At 61.2% G+C, this 16,837-nt stretch carries 18 protein-coding genes and 1 pseudogene; 9 read left to right on the top strand and 10 right to left on the bottom strand.

Features of this window, described 5'->3' with window-relative positions; translation table 11 throughout:
- Window position 1 precedes the first annotated feature (1 nt).
- The 7 genes from QZ634_RS06685 (at window position 2) to QZ634_RS06655 (ending at window position 9,395) form a co-directional block, all read left to right on the top strand.
- The gene (locus QZ634_RS06685) at window positions 2-712 is read left to right on the top strand and encodes a DsbC family protein (RefSeq protein WP_291986623.1); all 711 of its coding nucleotides are present in this window, start codon (window positions 2-4) and stop codon (window positions 710-712) included.
- Window positions 709-1,317, top strand: coding sequence for a type IV conjugative transfer system lipoprotein TraV (traV, locus tag QZ634_RS06680; RefSeq protein ID WP_291986621.1), 609 nt, complete (start codon window positions 709-711; stop codon window positions 1,315-1,317). The genes QZ634_RS06685 and traV overlap by 4 nt, the downstream gene beginning before the upstream one ends.
- Window positions 1,314-3,899 carry a type IV secretion system protein TraC gene (gene traC, locus QZ634_RS06675; RefSeq protein WP_291986619.1) on the top strand — a complete coding sequence of 862 codons (2,586 nt, stop codon included), beginning with the start codon at window positions 1,314-1,316 and terminating at the stop codon, window positions 3,897-3,899. The genes traV and traC overlap by 4 nt, the downstream gene beginning before the upstream one ends.
- 12 nt (window positions 3,900-3,911) lie before the next feature.
- Window positions 3,912-4,304 (top strand): hypothetical protein, encoded by a 393-nt coding sequence (locus QZ634_RS06670; protein ID WP_291986617.1) that lies wholly within the window; start codon window positions 3,912-3,914, stop codon window positions 4,302-4,304.
- A gap of 81 nt (window positions 4,305-4,385) precedes the next feature.
- Window positions 4,386-5,105 carry a conjugal transfer protein TraF gene (locus tag QZ634_RS06665; protein WP_291986615.1) on the top strand — a complete coding sequence of 240 codons (720 nt, stop codon included), beginning with the start codon at window positions 4,386-4,388 and terminating at the stop codon, window positions 5,103-5,105.
- 8 nt (window positions 5,106-5,113) lie between these two features.
- Entirely contained in the window at window positions 5,114-6,538 is a 1,425-nt protein-coding gene (locus QZ634_RS06660) for a conjugal transfer protein TraH (RefSeq protein WP_291986614.1), read from the top strand.
- 34 nt (window positions 6,539-6,572) lie between these two features.
- Window positions 6,573-9,395: a conjugal transfer protein TraG N-terminal domain-containing protein gene (locus tag QZ634_RS06655; RefSeq protein WP_291986612.1), complete on the top strand. Its 2,823-nt coding sequence runs from the start codon at window positions 6,573-6,575 to the stop codon at window positions 9,393-9,395.
- An 88-nt stretch (window positions 9,396-9,483) separates the two neighbouring features.
- Here QZ634_RS06655 and QZ634_RS06650 read toward each other — a convergent pair.
- Window positions 9,484-9,708 (bottom strand): annotated as a pseudogene (locus QZ634_RS06650) (thermonuclease family protein); the annotation flags it as partial.
- Window positions 9,709-9,766: 58 nt separating this feature from the next.
- Here QZ634_RS06650 and QZ634_RS06645 point away from each other — a divergent pair.
- The gene (locus QZ634_RS06645; protein WP_291986610.1) at window positions 9,767-10,219 is read left to right on the top strand and encodes an AP2 domain-containing protein; all 453 of its coding nucleotides are present in this window, start codon (window positions 9,767-9,769) and stop codon (window positions 10,217-10,219) included.
- 1,233 nt (window positions 10,220-11,452) lie between these two features.
- Here the strand turns inward: QZ634_RS06645 and QZ634_RS06640 are convergent.
- From QZ634_RS06640 to QZ634_RS06600, 9 genes are all read right to left on the bottom strand, one after another.
- Window positions 11,453-11,911: a hypothetical protein gene (locus tag QZ634_RS06640; protein WP_291986608.1), complete on the bottom strand. Its 459-nt coding sequence runs from the start codon at window positions 11,909-11,911 to the stop codon at window positions 11,453-11,455.
- 213 nt (window positions 11,912-12,124) lie between these two features.
- A complete protein-coding gene (locus QZ634_RS06635) occupies window positions 12,125-12,460 on the bottom strand; it encodes a hypothetical protein (protein ID WP_291986606.1) in 336 nt (111 codons plus the stop codon).
- A 223-nt stretch (window positions 12,461-12,683) separates the two neighbouring features.
- Window positions 12,684-13,199, bottom strand: a complete 516-nt coding sequence (locus tag QZ634_RS06630) for a hypothetical protein (protein WP_291986604.1) — start codon at window positions 13,197-13,199, stop codon at window positions 12,684-12,686.
- A complete protein-coding gene (locus tag QZ634_RS06625; RefSeq protein ID WP_291986603.1) occupies window positions 13,196-13,876 on the bottom strand; it encodes an SOS response-associated peptidase in 681 nt (226 codons plus the stop codon). The genes QZ634_RS06630 and QZ634_RS06625 overlap by 4 nt, the downstream gene beginning before the upstream one ends.
- Before the next feature lies 1 nt (window position 13,877).
- Window positions 13,878-14,159, bottom strand: a complete 282-nt coding sequence (locus tag QZ634_RS06620) for a DUF6794 domain-containing protein (protein WP_291986600.1) — start codon at window positions 14,157-14,159, stop codon at window positions 13,878-13,880.
- Window positions 14,156-14,674 (bottom strand): thermonuclease family protein, encoded by a 519-nt coding sequence (locus QZ634_RS06615; RefSeq protein ID WP_291986598.1) that lies wholly within the window; start codon window positions 14,672-14,674, stop codon window positions 14,156-14,158. The genes QZ634_RS06620 and QZ634_RS06615 overlap by 4 nt, the downstream gene beginning before the upstream one ends.
- Before the next feature lie 130 nt (window positions 14,675-14,804).
- Window positions 14,805-15,221: a hypothetical protein gene (locus QZ634_RS06610; protein WP_291986596.1), complete on the bottom strand. Its 417-nt coding sequence runs from the start codon at window positions 15,219-15,221 to the stop codon at window positions 14,805-14,807.
- 103 nt (window positions 15,222-15,324) lie between these two features.
- A complete protein-coding gene (locus QZ634_RS06605) occupies window positions 15,325-15,726 on the bottom strand; it encodes a hypothetical protein (protein WP_291986594.1) in 402 nt (133 codons plus the stop codon).
- 469 nt (window positions 15,727-16,195) lie between these two features.
- Entirely contained in the window at window positions 16,196-16,612 is a 417-nt protein-coding gene (locus tag QZ634_RS06600) for a heavy metal-binding domain-containing protein (RefSeq protein WP_291986592.1), read from the bottom strand.
- Between QZ634_RS06600 and QZ634_RS06595 the strand changes: the two genes are divergently transcribed.
- A complete protein-coding gene (locus QZ634_RS06595) occupies window positions 16,590-16,826 on the top strand; it encodes a hypothetical protein (protein ID WP_291986590.1) in 237 nt (78 codons plus the stop codon). The two genes, QZ634_RS06600 and QZ634_RS06595, sit on opposite strands and share 23 nt — an antisense overlap.
- The last annotated feature ends 11 nt before the right edge of the window (window positions 16,827-16,837 follow it).

Here is a 16,837-nt window from a genome sequence, read left to right as displayed (position 1 = left end):
CATGTCGTTCAAACCTCTACTGGTCCTGCTTTCCCTGAGCCTTTCCCTGGCACACGCCGACGAGAACGTCGAGGCGATGACCGCGCGCCTCAAGGAGAGGTATCCGGCAACCAGTATCGAGCGCGTGGACACCTCGGAGATTCCTGCTCTCTATGAAGTCGTGATGGGGCAGAACTCGGCCTATACCGACGCCTCCGGGCGCTACTTCGTCTTCGGGCATCTTTTCGACATGCAGACACAGCGCGACCTGACGGCCGAGCGCCTGGAGAAACGGCAACGCGTGGCGTTTTCCGAGCTGCCGTTCGCCGATGCCATCAAGACGGTTCGTGGCAAGGGTGAGCGCCTTCTGGCCGTGTTCTCCGATCCGGACTGCCCGTACTGCCAGCGGCTCGAAGGCGAACTCGAGAAACTCGACAACCTCACCCTGTACACCTTTGCCTATCCGCTGGAAAGCCTGCACCCAGACGCGAAGGACAAAGCGGTGTCGGTCTGGTGCGCACCCGATCGTGCGCGTGCCTGGGCCGATCTGATGAAGACGGGAAAGGCACCGGAAAAGCGTACCTGCGATCACCCGGTCGATCGCAACATCGCACTGGCTCAACGGCTGGGGATACAGGGCACGCCCACGCTGCTGTCCGCCGACGGGCGCGTGCTACCGGGTGCCGCGAGCAGCGAGCGGATCGAGCAATGGCTGGCGGAGATGCGGCCATGAACCGGGCAGGCGTCTTGGGTCCGTTCATGCTCGTGCTCGCTCTCCCGGCATTGCTCGCGGGATGCGCTGGCACGATGTCCGGGCTCGACGGGCAAGGCAAGTTCTCGTGCAAAGCGCCGGACGGGATCGCGTGCGCTTCACTCGCCGGGGTCTACGCCAACGCGTTGCAGAACAACCTGCCGGGGCAAGAGCCGCCGGCAGAAACAGCCACGACGCCAAAGGTCGTGAGCCCTGGCCATACTCCCCCGGCGACGATCACGCGTCCCGTGCCCAGCTCGGGCGAGCCAATCCGCAGCGCCCAGACAGTGCGACGGATATGGCTCGCGCCCTGGGAGGACGACGAAGAAGTGCTGCACGACCAGTCGTATGTCTACTTCGTCGTCGATCCCGGCCGCTGGCAGCTTGCACACACGCGACGCAACGCCAGTGAGGCGTATCGGCCAGTAGTGCCGCCAACGGCCTTCAACCCCGCGGCCACGAATCCCGACGAGCGTCCGGTTTTCCGAATGGAGCGAGAGGCTTCAGGGTCGGCAAGTCCGCCGTCGCTTCCCCTGCGGGGGCGCGAGTTACTGCAGCCGCGAAGCGCCTCGGAGGGTAAGGAATGAGCCTGTCCGATGCCCTGCGCGAGGCTTTCCTGCCGGAGCGATCGGCGCACGCCGATCGTCTGCCACGGAGGCTGTTGCGCGAGATTTCCCGGATGCCGCGACTCACCGGCATCCTGCCCTATGTCGCCTGGCAAGAGGAGACGCGACTCTTTGCGCTGGATCAGGGGGCCTTCGGAGAACGCGAATCGCAGGCCATCGGTTTTTGCATCGAGGCCTTGCCGCAAACCGGCGCCAACGACGAAATGGAGAAGGTGCTGGCCAGTCTCTTCGTCTCCTGCCCGCCGGGAACCGGCATCCAGGTCACCTTGTACGGGAGCCCGGACATTCTCCCGGTCCTGCAGGCGCAGGTGAATCTCCTGCCGCGGTCGGGCGCCAATGCCACAGTCGATCATTCGGGCGGCTGGGAAGATCGCCGTCACAACAACATCTTCCGGTTGCTCGCGCGTCGACGTATCGATCACTACCTGCAGGGCACCGGCCAGTCAATCTTTTCGCATCAGACCTATCTGCTGCGCGATTTCCGGGCCGTGATCTCGATCACCCTGCCGCTCGACCCCGAGGTGCCGGCCGACGTCGACGAGGCGCTGCGGGTTCGGGAAAGTGTCCACGCCACGCTCAAATCGGCGCACCTGCCGGGCTACGACTGGGGACCCGAGCAGCTACTGCACTTTGTCGCGCCCTTCTTCGATCATTCGTCACTATTCACCGGTCGGGGCCTGCGCCCGATCGAATGGAACGAGGCACAGCCGCTGCGGGACCAGGTCTCGCACCACGAGATCGCCTCGCGGCTCGGCGATAGCGACATCCGCTTCCGGCAGGCCGGCGGCGACGAATCGGTGCTGCAGCTCTTCTCGGTTCGCCAGTACCCGCGTTACTTTCGCCTCGCCGGCATGAACACCCTGATCGGCGACCCCTACCAGCTCGCCCTGTCGATGCCGTGTCCGTTCCTGATCACCATGGGGGCCGTGGCGCTCGACTACGAGGGGGCTCGGAGCAAGGCGCAGATTAAAGCGACCCGCGCGACACAGAGCGCCGGCTCCTACATGGCGCACTTCCAGCCCGATCTGCAGGAACGCAAGCGCGACTGGGACATGGTGCTGAAGACCTTCGACAGCGGCCGCACGGTGGTCGGGATGTATCACCAGATCTGCCTGTTGGCCAAAGCCACCGAGGGCGCCCGCTGCGAGCACGCCGTGCGAGCGGTCTGGCGCGCCCGCGGCTTCGATCTCACCAAGGATTTCTATCTGCAGCATCAGGCGCTGGCGGCGGCCTTGCCGATGACGCTGACGCCCGCCCTGCAGGCGGACCTGCGTCAGTTCGGTCGGATCAGCACAAAGACCGCCGACAACGCGGTGATGATGTCGCCGCTGATCGCCGAGTGGAAAGGCACGCCGACGCCGGTCATGACTCTTTTCGGCCGGCGCGGCCAGGTGCTCGGATTCGATCTCTTCGACAACACCGGCGGCAACTTCAATTTCGCCGTCGCGGCGCTGTCGGGTTCCGGCAAGTCGGTCTTCGTAAACGAGATGACCTATCGCTACCTTGGCGCCGGCGCCAAGGTCTGGATCATCGACGTCGGGCGATCGTACAAGAATCTCTGCGAGTTGCTCGACGGCGAGTTCATCGAGTTTTCTGACGAGCGGCGCAACACGCTGTGCCTCAATCCGTTCTCGATGATCATCGACATCAACGCCGACATGGAGATGGTCCTGCCGCTCCTGGCCCAGATGGCGAGCCCCCGCGAACCGCTGGACAACTACAGCTACACCGCGCTGGGCTCGGCGATCAAGCGCGTCTGGGACGCCAAGGGACGATCGGCGACGATCACCGACATCTATACCCTCCTGCAGACCGGCCGGCTGTCGAGCGAAGGCGAGTACGAGCGCGACCTGAGCCGCCTGGCGACTGCCCTGGAGCCCTATACCCGGCACGGCGTCTATGCGAGCTACTTCGAGGGGGACGCCAATATCGCCTTCGACCGGGACCTCGTGGTCCTCGAGCTCGAAGAGCTGAAGGCCAAGAAGGATCTGCAGTCGGTGGTGATGCAACTCATCATGTACCGCATCACCCAGGAGATGTACCGCGACCGCTCCCGGCGCAAGCTGGTGATCATCGACGAAAGCTGGGATCTGATGGGCATCGGCGCCAGCGGCAGTTTCATCGAGGCCGGCTATCGCCGCGCCCGCAAATACGGCGGCGCCTTCGGCACCATCACCCAGTCCGTGGACGACTATTACAAGAACGAAGCGACCCGGGCGGCGATCAACAACGCCGACTGGCTGTTCCTGCTGCGCCAGAAGCCGGAGAACATCGAGCGCCTGGGAACAGAAGGGAAACTCGTGCTCGACCAATGGCTGAAGCGCCAACTCGCCTCGGTGAGTACCGAGCACAGTCACTTTTCTGAAATCTACATCCATTCGCCGGTCGGCTCCGGTCTCGGGCGACTCCTGCTCGATCCTTTCTCGATGCTCGTCTACTCCACCCGCGCCGAGGATTTCCAGGCGATCAAGCGTCTGCGCGAGCAAGGGCTATCGGTTTCGGAAGCGGTCGAGCGCCTGGTCATCGAACGTGCGTCACGGTAGGGCAGAGCGGTCATGAGTCCTTTCAGAACACAGTTGCTCACCGGCGCTCTGACGCTGGTGCTCGGCGCAGGCATCGTGGCGTCCTGGCTGCACTTTCGGCCTCTGGAGATTCCGCGATTCGCGCGCGTCAATATCGGGGCGCTTGTTGCCCAGCAGCAGCAATCGCTGGTCGAGCGGGTCAAGCCGGGGATGGACGCGACGGAACAGGCCAGGCTCTTCGAGGACGCCAAGGTCTTCGGGCTGCGGCTCGACGCTGCGCTCGACCAGGTCGCGCAGGAGTGCCAATGCGCGCTGATCAATTCAGCGGCCTTGCTCAAGGCCTCGTCGGCCGCGGCGATTCCGGACTGGTCCGCAAGGGTGGCGGAAATCGTTGGCACGGCGCCAGCAAGCCCGTCGGCGCAGTGATCGATGCGATCCTTGGTGATTGCCGCGTGCTGTCTCTGCTTCGGCAGCGCTTCAGCGAACAGCGGACTGGAATACCCGTCGATGTGGATCTGTGACGAGGATCGGTTCAACTGGTATTGCGATCTTCCACCGGACGTTGAGCAGGCGGAGCAGTCGACGGACAAACCGGTCGAGAAGCCGCCGGCGACCGACGAGGAAGACGAAGCCGTCGCGGCCCTGAAGGCATTGCGGGAAGACGTCGAGCGGAAGAGGGCGCTGGCGATCATCAAGCCGACGCCGGAGAACCTCAAGCGCTACATCGTCGCACAGGAAGCGCTGATGGATCGGGCGTCCGTCTTCTCGGACGTCTGGCGGCGCGTCATCTGGGCCAATCCCGAACTCAACTACCAGTTGCGCAACCCGTCCAACAACGCCGCCATCCAGGTCCGTGATAGCCAGCGCTCGCGCAAGGCAAGCGAGACGCTGGCCGGGCTCGCCGGCGAGTGGGGGCTATTTTTCTTCTTCCGTTCGGATTGCCCGTATTGCCATCGCATCGCGCCGACCCTGAAGTGGCTCTCCGAGCAGTACGGTATCGCCGTCTTTCCGATCTCTCTCGATGGTGGTGGACTACCCGAGTTTCCGCAGCCCTCTCGGGACAACGGCATGGCGGCGACGCTGGGCGTCAGCGTTGTGCCTCTGGTGGTGCTCGGTAACGTCAAGGATCGCCGGCTGCTCCCGATCGGCTCGGGCGTGCTCTCGGCGCAGGAGATCGTCGAGCGCATCTACATCCTGACGCAAACGCGCCCCGGCGAACTCTATTGAGGTTGACCGTGAATACTCCAGGATTTCGGCGAACGCTCGCCGTCACACTCGTCTTCGCGACCCTGACCAGTCAGGCGAGCGCCAACGTCTCGCAATCGATGCAGGACTGGTTCAACGACATCGGAGCCTACGGCAACGTGACCGGTGCCAACGCCTACCGTGGCCAGACGATGAATTTCTATACCGGCGGCAGCCTGTACATGCGCACGCCGGTGCGCAACTACCCGCTGGCGAGCATTACACCGCCGTCGTTTCGTGCCGGCTGTGGCGGTATCGATCTTTATGCCGGATCGTTCTCTTTCATCAACAAGGACCAGTTCGTCGCGCTGCTGCGAAACATCGGCAACAACGCCATCGGTGCCGCGTTCAACATGGCGCTCTGCTCGATGTCCCCCGACCTCTGCGACCTCTTGAAATACCTGCAGGACCAGGTGTCGAAGATGAACAACCTCAACATCAACTCCTGCCAGGCCGCCGAAGGAATCGTCACCGCCGTCGGGAGCCAGTTGACCGATCGCACCCAGGAGAAGGAAGGCAAGACCGCCGGCGCGAGCCTGAACCTCTTCGGCGATGTCTTCGAGTCCTGGGGCGAGTGGAAGAAGAGCCGGGTCACGGCCAGAAACATCCGCACGGCAGCCAGGAACGCATCAGCGGGCTATCGCGAGCTCTTCGAGCCGGGCAACGTCGTCTGGCGATCGCTGTCGCGCGTCTCCGGCGTCACCGATGAAACCAAAGAACTGCTGATGAGCCTGACCGGCACGATCATCGTCACTCCGCCTGGTGAGAACGGTGACGAGAAAGCCCGGTGGACCTACCTGCCCGGCGGCAAGCTCACCTTCCGGCAGTTCGTCGGTGACGGCGGGGCGACGACGGTGACCCTGCCGGGCCTCAAATGCGGTGTCGATGTTGCGGAGTGCATGAGTCCGACCTTCTCGGAGACTGCCTTCACCGTGACGCCGTTCTCCCGGCAGGTCAGGACCCGGATTGCCGTCATGCGCGACAAGATCGTCAACCGCGATGCGTCCGGCCAGTCGAACCTGGATACCGCCCTGATCGGCACCTCGTCGCTGCCGGTCTGGAAGATGCTCGCGGTATCGAGCAGCATCCCCGGTGGTGACCGGATCACCGAGGACTACGCGCAGCTCATCGCCGTGGATGTGGCCTACGCCTACTTCACGAACCTCTCGAAGACGCTGCGCAACGCGCTGCAGAACGAAACCGGCAAGAGTGGCCCCGATGCCGTCGCGGCGGCCGAGAAGATTTTGATCCGCCTCAATGAGATCGAGCAGGAGGCGCGCGACATGCTGCGCGCCGAGTACCAGAAGGGCATGCAGGTCGTCGAACTGAGCCGTTCGCTGCAACTCCTGCATCAAAGCCTGAACGCGGGGATGCCGACCAACATCTTTCAGTCGATGATGGTCTTCAACCGGTAGTCACGACGGGTACAAGCGGCAGGGGAAAGCAAACATGTACGAGGTCTATGCCTACTGGAATGTCGCCGAGCTGGAGGCGATGTTCAATGCCGTCGCGGCGATCTTGGGCAGTGGCGACTACCTCGGCTTGCTGCGCACCATGGCGATCGTCGGGGTGATCGTCGTCGTCATCGCTACCCTGAGCGGACGCGAGCGGCTCGACGGGATGTGGAAATGGCTCTTCTTCCTGGCCATCTTCCAGGCGCTCCTGCTGGTGCCCAAGGTGACAGTGACGATCATCGATCGCACCGGCAACGAGCCGCCGCGTGCGGTGGCCAACGTGCCGATCGGGCTGGGCGCCTTCGCGCACGCGATGAGCAAGGTCGGCGACTGGCTGACCGGCGCTTTCGAAACCGTGTTCTCGCTTCCCAACGATGTGCGCTTCCGCAAGAACGGCACCCTGTTCGGCCACCGGGTGTTGGCCGAGCGGCTCGCCGTGAAGAGCGGCAATCCGATACTGACCAGCAACCTGCTGGAGTTCTACCGCGAGTGCGTCGCTCCCGATGTGGCGACAGGCTACATCCGCATGAAGGAAGACATCATCGAGGTCAACAACGTCTGGGCCAGCCTGAACGGCAAGACCAACCCGGCGCGATTGGTGACCGTGCGCGACATCAGCGATCCGACGCTGCTGAACACCGTCGGTTGCGATGTCGCCTATCAGAGCCTCAGCACGCAGCTCGCCGCCGAGTCGAACCGCCAGCTTACCTTGCTGGGTTCGCGCCTCTACCCAAAGATGAGCCAGGCCGACGCTGGCGCGGCGATCGTCGCCTCGCTGGCTACCTCGACCAACTATCTCCTGGGCGTCGCGGCCTCGGCACAGGACACGGTCAAGCAGGCGATCGTCGCCAACTTCATGATCGATGCGCAGTACCTGCTCCCCGCGCAGCTCGGTGACGCTGCCAGCGCGCAAACCAACCTGGCGATGGCGCAATCGCTGCGTTCGACCAGCGACTCCTACAAGCTGATGGCGCGCATCGCGGAATCGACGATGCCCAAGGTGCGCAATGCGATCGAACTCGTCCAGTACGCGATCTTCCCGGTGTTCCTGCTCTTCGTGGTGATCAGCGGGCACCAGGCTGGGGGCGTCATCAAGTCCTACGCCGCGAGCCTGTTCTGGATTCAGCTCTGGGCGCCGCTCTATGCGGTAATGAATTTCATCATCACCATGTATTCGCGCAGCCACTACACCAACGGCAGCGCCGGCGGCGGCCTGGCGATCGAACAGATGAGTTTCCTCAATACCGCGATCATCAGCGACCAGGCGATCGCCGGGATGCTGGTGATCTCGATCCCGGCCATTGCGGCGGCCATCGTCAAGGGCGGCGAGGTCGGCCTGCAGGCCGTCGCCGGTCTGGTGGCACCGCCGCGCGACCCCGAGAAGATCGCCAGCGCCCTGGCCATGGGCAACATGCAGATGGGCCACGCCTCGCTCAACAATGTCAGTCACGATACGCAAAAGGGACTGACGGTAGACATGAACCCGAGCCTTCGGCAGGGGATGACCAACTATCAGGCGCGCGGGGGGTTCGACTACAGCCACTTTTCTGGTGGCGGCTTCGTCGTCCGGCAGGGAAAAAGCGACGTGCGCGCCGACATGGCGCTCAACGATTCCCTGGGCGCTGCGGCGAAGGAGAATTACGAGCATTCCCAGCAGGCCACCCGCCAACACTCCGCGGAGTATGCCGAAAGCGCGCTCGCCGCGCTCAAGCAGGAGGCGGGATTCGAGCGCAGCCACAGCCAGGGCAGCAGTGACACCACAGGCTACCGCCACGGCATGGGCTCGAGTCGCCACCACGAGGCGAACGACAGCCTGCGCCAGGTCGATCAGTGGGCCAAAAAACTCGGCGTCAGTGAAAAGGTGGCGATGGAAATGATGATCGGCGCCTCAATGGGCATGAATACACCGAAGCTCCTCGAGATCGCCGGCCTTCGTGGTGGGGTGGAGCTCTCCGCCAAGCTGCGCAACTCTGCCGACGCCTCACGATCGCTGGAGGAGATGGCGCAGTTCGCCAGTGAATCGAGCTTTGGCAAGAAGGTCGGCACCGTGCTCGACAACGGCTGGGAGCGCAACTATCGCAGCGCCGACGAGGGCCGGACCTCCGGCAGTGAGGGGATGCGCGCGTCGCTGGACCACGCACGGCAATCGCGCGAGGCCTTCAGCGCCTCCTTGCAGGAAACGGAAGGGCATCGGCAGATGTGGGAGCTGTCGCACAGTGGTCAGCTGGGCTCGAATCTGCAGCTCCAGGACCACTTCATCAAGGATTTCCTGCTGCCAAAGGTCGATTTCAACTACGAGACGTTCCAGGGGATCATGGGCGACCCGTACAAGCTGCGTCCCTACATTGCCGAATACACCGCGCAGAACTACGACCGGATGCTCGGCGAGATGGCCGGTCAGGTGCAGGGGGCGGATGCGGTCGGCGCGCGCCACGAGGCGGATCGCAGCAGCGTTCCGGGTGCCGCTGCGGTCGGGCAGGCGGGCGGCGGGTATCTTGGTCAGGTGACGGGCAGGGCGGCAGGTGCCGGGGTCTCGGCCCAGGGGCGCCCGAGTGATCAGACCGCGCATACGGCGATGCGTGAATTCTCGACGAACGCGTATGCGATACGAGACCGCAAGGAGGGTGCAGCGCAGACGCACCAGGAGAACGCGACACCGACCGATTTCAGCAAGCTGGAACCGGTGTCACCGGTCGGCAAGGGCGCGGCGGTTGTCGGTGAGGTCGGGAAAACAGCGGGACGGGTGGTCGAGGGGCTGAGCGGGGATGATCCCGGTCAGTATGTTCGGGACACCCTGGCCGGGAATAAGAAGCCTTGAGCCAAAGCTCGAACGCTGCAGCGAAAACCGCATCGATCTCATGCTTACAAGCCCATATGATGGAGTGCTTAATTGCGAGGATTGATTGGACATCGACGTCTTTGCCGAATATGAGTGTCGGCATGGATTCCTTCGATCGTTGGCCAAATGCCTGAGCCTTCTCGGGAGCGTCAATGCCAGAGAGGCGAATCTTGTACTGTTGGTGGTCAGCATCCAAGACCGTGACCGTATCGCCGTCCGCTACGCCGACCACTCTTCCCGAAAGCGTATCGCCCCATGCAAAATAGGCTACGATCCACAGGGTAATAGGCAGGAAAAGAAGCCATGAACGGTGATTTTGTACCAGAGACATTTCGACCCTCCTGAATTCCATGTACGCCATCTCCCGACACGAACGAAGACCGGGCATCTGGTACTGGGCGGTGATGTTCACCCGTCAAGGAAAGCGGTACTACCAGTCGTTCTACGACTTTAGCCGCGGCGGTCCGGAGAACGCCCTCGCCGCTGCGATAGCCTGGCGTGACGAGCAGTTAGCGAAGATCAGCGTGCTGACCAAGCGGGCTTTCTGCCAGATTAAGAGAACGTCGAACCGGACCGGCGTACCAGGTGTGCATTTCATTCGGCCGAAGAACCAACCGCAGGGCTCGTGGGCAGCGAGGATCAAACTGCCCGATGGTCGACAGCGGACCAAGGCGTTCGCAGTCAAGAAGTATGGCGAGAACCGGGCCTTCTCGCTTGCCGTCGAGGCCCGAAGCCAACTGCTGGAGTTGGTCGAGGACACGCCCTTTCTTCACGACCAAGTTGCCAAGAAGTTCGCCAGTTGATGGCCCCGCGCACGATCTTCCAGCGAGGCAGGCCGAACGGCAGCGGGACGGCGGGTCGTAGGACGCCTTCTACCGTCAAGCCCGCCATCGTCGCTATTCGCTCTGTCGAGATCAGCGAACGCGGTCGAGAACTGCCAATTTCCGGTATCGACCCCTATGCACAGTTCGCAACTATGCACAGGTGGTCCCACATTCGATGCGCTGGCAGCCTTTCAGACGGGTGTGCTGCACATAGTTTGGGCGTTCGCTGGCATGGCATGAATGCGTCATGGGCACAGATTCTTTTCAAATGAAAGTTGTGGCGTCTGGGATCGTAGTCCCCTTTTTTTGATCCCAAAGCCTGCCGACGCAAGCTGTCGGAACCTGAACTGCGCTTGAGCTTTCAAGTCGATAACGAACAGCTTGAGTAGAGCATTGGCCTGGTCCAAGTGCATGTCTTTGCTCGCGGCTGCGGAAACTATGTCCATATTTTTCTTGAGGACCTTGTCCTAGCGCCTTGCCCTGCCTGAATATCGCTCGGGTCCCCCATCCGTCCTGCACATAGTTGTGAACTGTGCATAGGGGTCGCTATGCAAAGCTTTACATAGCGACCCAAAGGTGACCTTCGTCTTGGCTGGGAGCGGACGTCCAACAAACGGGTCACATGGTGGCTTCGCGCGATCTACCCTTATTCCTTAGGCGTCTCTCGCGACACTTATTCGCCGACTTGCGCACTTCGTCTTCCGAGCGTTGCGATGATTCGAGAGAGCGTACTAATAAGCTCCCACTGTCTGAGAATGTGAAACACTTGCGGAGCTACGTCAAAGGTTTCTCCTCGGACGTTCAGGTGTCGAACTGCGTTTGCAAGTCTCGCTAGCCGATGAGACAAGTCGCGATACAGCTCGCCTATCGGTATTTGGCCCCGGTACGGAAAGCGAAGATCGTAGAGGTCTTCGTCGACAAATCTTCTCCATTGTCCGTTGACTCCAGCCAATTCCAGCTCCGATCCAGTCAGACGCGGGGTTGTCTCTCCCGACAGGCTTTCAGCGACCCGCTGATAAGTCTTTCCGGCTAGCTCTAGGTGCTCGGCAGACTGGTTCAGATCGAATTGACTCACTTGGTCGGATTCTGATCGCGACTCCATGTCCGCAAGGATCCGAAATATTTGGGAAGCTGCCTCAAGACTCTTTTTCCCGGCCTCTTTCGTCTCTTTTTCGTGGCGAGGCCACGCCACACCCGAGTTGGCAAATAGCGTCATTGAATTCCCCTGTTGTCTTCAACGTACTTAATAAATGCTTGGCTATGGAGGGGTTTGACTTCCTCCCATTTGTCCCTGACTTGCTTCTCTCGCATAAGCTCACGCAGGTCTGCGTCAAGGAGTTTTCGTGTCTGATCTGGAAGCTCCAGAACGCTCCGCAACTCAAAGCACGATGCGTAATATCCGATTAGCGTTCCTAAGTACATCTTTTGCCGCTGAGCTTGGTCGCTAGCAGTATTGCCTGGAATGAAGAGTTCCATGAACTTGTACTGCAGGTCTCGCCCTTGAACGATCATCTGGTTGAAGAGTTCAGCTTGAGCGTTCTTCGTGCTGAGGCCAAAGGCATCCGCAGCAGCCTTCAGTGTTCGCCAGGAGAAATAGAAGCCGCCTACGATGGCCACGGTTTGAGCCAAGAGGATCAAATCGCTTGTGCTCAAGGCTTTTAGGTCAAACATTTCTAATTTCCTTGTGACGGTAGCAGCGCACAGCGCGTTCCTGAGACGCCTAACGAAAAGCATTTACCTGCCGCCCCCGAAAGCACCCTGCTCAATCGCTGGCGGCCCGCGGAAGACCACTTTGTGATCCTGCTGCATAAGTCGAGTGCCCCCTCCCTAACTCGACATCGCTTTGAACGCTGGAAGCCTTTCCGCAGGCTCCGCGCATTGCAACTACTTGAGGACCTTGCCAACGATGCGGCCAAGTGATTGACCAGCTGACACCGCCGCGTTGGATGAGGCGCGAGCGGGCTCTGTAACGGAGGCCCCCTTGTCGGGCAAGTTCTCAATCAGAAATTTCTGTGCCATAGGTCCATTCATTGGAAGAAGATTTGCGTTCCCGCACACTGGGCAAGCCTGATAGCGCGTGGTCAGCCGCCAGATTGAGTAGATGATTCCTGGAACGAGGAAGCAAAGCCACAGCACCACTTCAAGTGCGAAATGTCCTTTGGTGACGGTCTTCGTCTCGCCGACATGACCGCAGTTTCTGCAAACGAGTTCTTCTGACATGACCATGGTCCGCGGGGACGATTCGCGGCAGACAAACGTATTGGTTGAACAACGACAACGCTTCGATGGCTAGGCCTACAGCATACACCCAGGCCGCTTCATTGACTGCATTCGTCAGAGTTCTCGACCGTCTCTTCCTGGCCGACAGCTGACCTCCGGCGGCCCCTTAACAGCGCTCCTACCAATAGCAAGCGCTCGAGCTCAAGCAGGCCGAAACGCGCAGCTATCGGTAGTCCTCACCCTCGATCCCTTCTACTGCGGCGTTGTGGATTAGTCCCATCACGCCTTCGGCGATCTGCCCACATATCTCTTCGGGCAGGTTCAGTTCCTGACGCAGTCGATTCATGGCGCCGAAGTGGCGCGTCAGCGCATGATCCATCTGGTCGCGATCGATGGAGGCCACTCCGGGGATCACCTCGATCGTGTCGCACAGGCAGCTTTCCAGCATCTGGATTGAGTCGTCGGCCTGGGAGAGGAAGAAAAACCAGTAGGGCCACTCCTGGTCAAGGCGCTTCAAGTATGCTCGCACCTCTGGAATCTCAAAAAGTTCGCGCGGGTCGTCGTTGTAACCGTCGATTACCAGACTGACGCGACCGCAAAACTCAAGAGCAGCATTTCGGTTAGCGGTCAGGCCGCGCAGACACGCCAAGGGTTCATCAACGTCGCAGGTTTCCACCTGCCGGCGCGAGAACATCAAGACGACGGGTTCTGAAATGGCAGGTCGCAAACGCTGGTTCATACACGTTCCACGAACGTTGAGGAATCGTTGCGGGACGAATTGACCGCCCGGCTCACTGGGTAGGCGATCATATCGCCACATTCGGCGGGGCGAAGCATCGCCCGCAGCGTTTCTGTATCGGTGTTGGCCGGGTCCAGCCATTCGTCGTAATCGTTGGCGGGCAAGATCGCGGGCATCCGGTCGTGGATGGGCATCATCAATGAATTGGCGGCGGTCGTGATGATGCAACACGAGTGGATTTCCTCCCCGTTGGGCGATACCCATCGTTCCGTGAGCCCGGCAAACCCGAACAGCTCGCCTTCATCTCGCGGCCGAATGTAGTACGGCTGCTTTACCGCACGACCAGTTTCCTGCACGGACTTCCACTCGTAGAAACCGTTGGCAGGCACAAGGCATCTGCCGCGACGAAAGGCGGTGCGGAAAGCGGGTTTCTCCGCGACGGTTTCGCCACGGGCGTTGATGAGTTTCGCGCCGATGGTGGTGTCCTTGGCCCAGACTGGAATCAGTCCCCATCGGTAGAGGCTGGCAACTCTCACGCTTGGCGATCCCGAATGAACCAGCAGCGCCTTCGTCGTCGGTGCAATGTTGTAGTGCGGCGCGAAGTCGAACTCGTGATCAAGGTCGAACTGCTCCCGAATGCGGGAGGTCGGACCGTAGAGGGCATACCGACCGCACATCTCAATGGACCTTCGGAACGTCTTCGCGCAGACGACGCCAAAGTGCTTCTATGATCACCAGGGACGCATCATCGGCATTTCGCGTGCCCGTTGATTCCAGCAGCCGTCCGTTTCCCGAATGGAGACCAAGGTTGTTGCGAATCCACGTCCCCAAACCGAAGTGCAAGCCGATGAGATCGGGTTCCGACAGGGAAGCAATGCTTGCTTTGTCGTCGTCCGGCAGGGTGGCGATCACTACGCCGACCGCTTCGTCAATCGCCGCTGGCCACTGCTTTTGAGTCATCGGCGTTGGGCCTTCCGCCAATCCCACGGCGGGATCGGTGAAGCGTCCGCCCAAAGTCCGGCGCGCTTGGCGCGTGCCGCGTGTTCCGCAAATTCATACCGCCCCGCGTCCTCGGCCGACTGATCCTTCGCGTACTTCTCGTACCACCACGCGAGCCCCATCGTGACCTGCGCAAGGCCTGCGTCCAGCGTTTTGGGACAGGTAGGGCAGTCGGAAGGTGCGACCATCACCTTGCCCACGATGCGGCGGTACCGGTCGCGCTTTTCCCAGCGGACATCGACCTCTTTGCCGAACACGAGTGCCGACATGTTTTGCTTGGACCGCTGCCCGTATGGCTGGGCCTTTTCGGGAGCATCCACCCCACCCACCCTGATCTTGTGCTGCTGATGGTCAGCATCGAGAACGGTGACGGTATCGCCGTCGGCCACGCCCACTACCGTGCCAACCAAGGTTTCCGCGCGGGTAGCGATGCTTGCCAGCAACAGAAACGCGAATACCAAATGTCCGGCCTGCATTGTTTTCTCTTCTCCTTCCTCACCGTCGCCTCTGCAACAACCGGGTCATTGAGCTTTCATTCATGACACGCGCTGCGCGAGGCACTTTTCCCGTTGTGGCTTGCTCGCCGGACCGCAAAAGCTCGAACACTCAGTGCTCAAGCGCCAGGTCCACCAAGGCGCGCTCCTCGTTCTCCGTGGGTTTCCATTTGTACTCAGCGCGATACTGCCTCTCCGCCAGATACGGCCCAAAGTCGACGAGCCGTTCGGCGGTGCCTGTCATCCCGAAGCCGAACATCTCCCCGGCCAGCATCAGCTTGCGCGATTGAAGGTCCGCGTCGACCCGCCCTTCCGGGTCCAGCGGAAGCACCATGTAGTCGATGCGGACCACCTCCACGGGCTTGCGATCGGCGAGTTCCACATAGACCATCGCACAGCGAACCCGTTGGCCTGCATACTCAGGCATTGCTTCATTCAAGTCTCCATCGAAGAGGCGATCGAAGCGATGCAGGGGCACGCGGATGATCCGATCACCGTCAACAAACATGACCCGAACGCCGATGGTCATACCGAACTCCCCCTCACCCCTGAGGGCTCAACGTTGCCGCCACGTGTCCAAAGGGAAGTGACCGTTGGACCGCTGACGGCTGCTGGGACGAAAAGTCCCCTCGTCAACGCTGCCCCCGTTCAATTGCCTTACGGATCTCGGCGATCGGGTAGCCGACGATCACCCGCCGACTGCCAGTAGCGTCAAGATATATGAACACGGTATCGTCGATCTGGTAGGTCATGTTCCATTCGATCATGAACCGTTCCGTCGTCTCGATGATTCGATTGGGCAAGGGATCGCCATCCTCAGCAAGCTTAAGCGCCAAACCATCTTCCGTGTCGAGCAGCCATGCGTCGCCGCTTTGAGTCGAGAAGAAGACTAGCGGACCCAGGGTTACCACTCGAGCGTCGCGCTGAAACGCGAGGCGCTGGATATACGAAACCTCACCGGTGACGCTGGCCTCATGTGCAGACAGGTAGCGCGCTTTACTTTGGATGGGCCACTTGCGTGCTTTTTTGCTCATGCGCTTTTACCCCCGTGCCACCCGGGCTTGTTGTCTACGCGGACCGTCTTGTGCCATCAGTCAGCCAGTCGTCCCCGGCGCTCCCGATGGGCGAAAATCTGAGAGGCACTGCCGCCGCGAGACTTGCCCACTTCAGTTAGTGCACCCGCCCCAGCGAAATCTCGCGACAAGCGCCACTCGAATATTGACGGTCTTTACGTCGTTTGTCATCACGACAGCTTCGGGCGCGCGGGCCGGGTTAGTGAGCTGCGGTTCGAGAAGGCAGCAACACTGATCGTCGCCGACCAAACATCCGTGCGCGCCGCAATCGCAAGGCGACTAGCGCCTTCGCTCCGGCCGAGCACCGCTTGCTTCACCGCATGGCTTGCCCGAGGACACGCTCGCGTCTTCCAGACGGCCAGTCCGGCGATCAATCAATCTGGCCTTGGCGTCGTGCCGCGTGTCGTTGCCAGAAGCCGCAGCACCCTGTTCACGCCGCCGCTTCAGCGCTCGGCACTTTCTGGTTCACGACGACAGCCGTCCCCTGGTACGTGACGCGCGACACTCGCCATTGCGATCCGGCCTGGTCATAGTGGGCATTGCTCTTGCGAAGCCCGACAATGGCATTGGCCCCCAGGGCAAGTCCCTGGCGTGCCAGGTCCAACAACGCTTGTTTCTCCGCCAGCCGGTACTCCCAGTCGGATGCCGCTTCGGCTTCGGACAGTGCCTCCACGTAGCCGATCGTTCTGACCGTCCGCTCGCCAGGAACGGCGTTCGTGGTGACCAGCAAGATCTCATTTCTGATGACCTTGAGCTCGCGCGCCAGTTGCTCGAGCTGGCGTTTCGTGGTGGTTTTCGATCGCCGATTCCAGCGGATCATGGCGATGACGACCAGCAGCAGTGCCAAAAGCGGCAACGTGCTGAAGATGGCGCTTGGTGGTGTTGCAGCAGCGATAGGCATGGCGGCCTCCAATTCGTTAGTGACCGATCCAGATTCTCACAGGTCCGCAGAACTGCAAGCGTTTGCCTGCATAACGCTCGTCGCCCTCCCAAGCCTGCACGAATTGTCGATTTCCTTGCCGCTGAAAAGCGTCGCCGCAGGGCGCATTTCCAAATCCTGACGCTTGCGGCG

The organism is Candidatus Accumulibacter sp. ACC007, assembly GCF_907163205.1.
Classification (GTDB): Bacteria; Pseudomonadota; Gammaproteobacteria; order Burkholderiales; family Rhodocyclaceae; genus Accumulibacter; species Accumulibacter regalis.
This window is presented reverse-complemented; position numbering and strand designations above follow the sequence as displayed.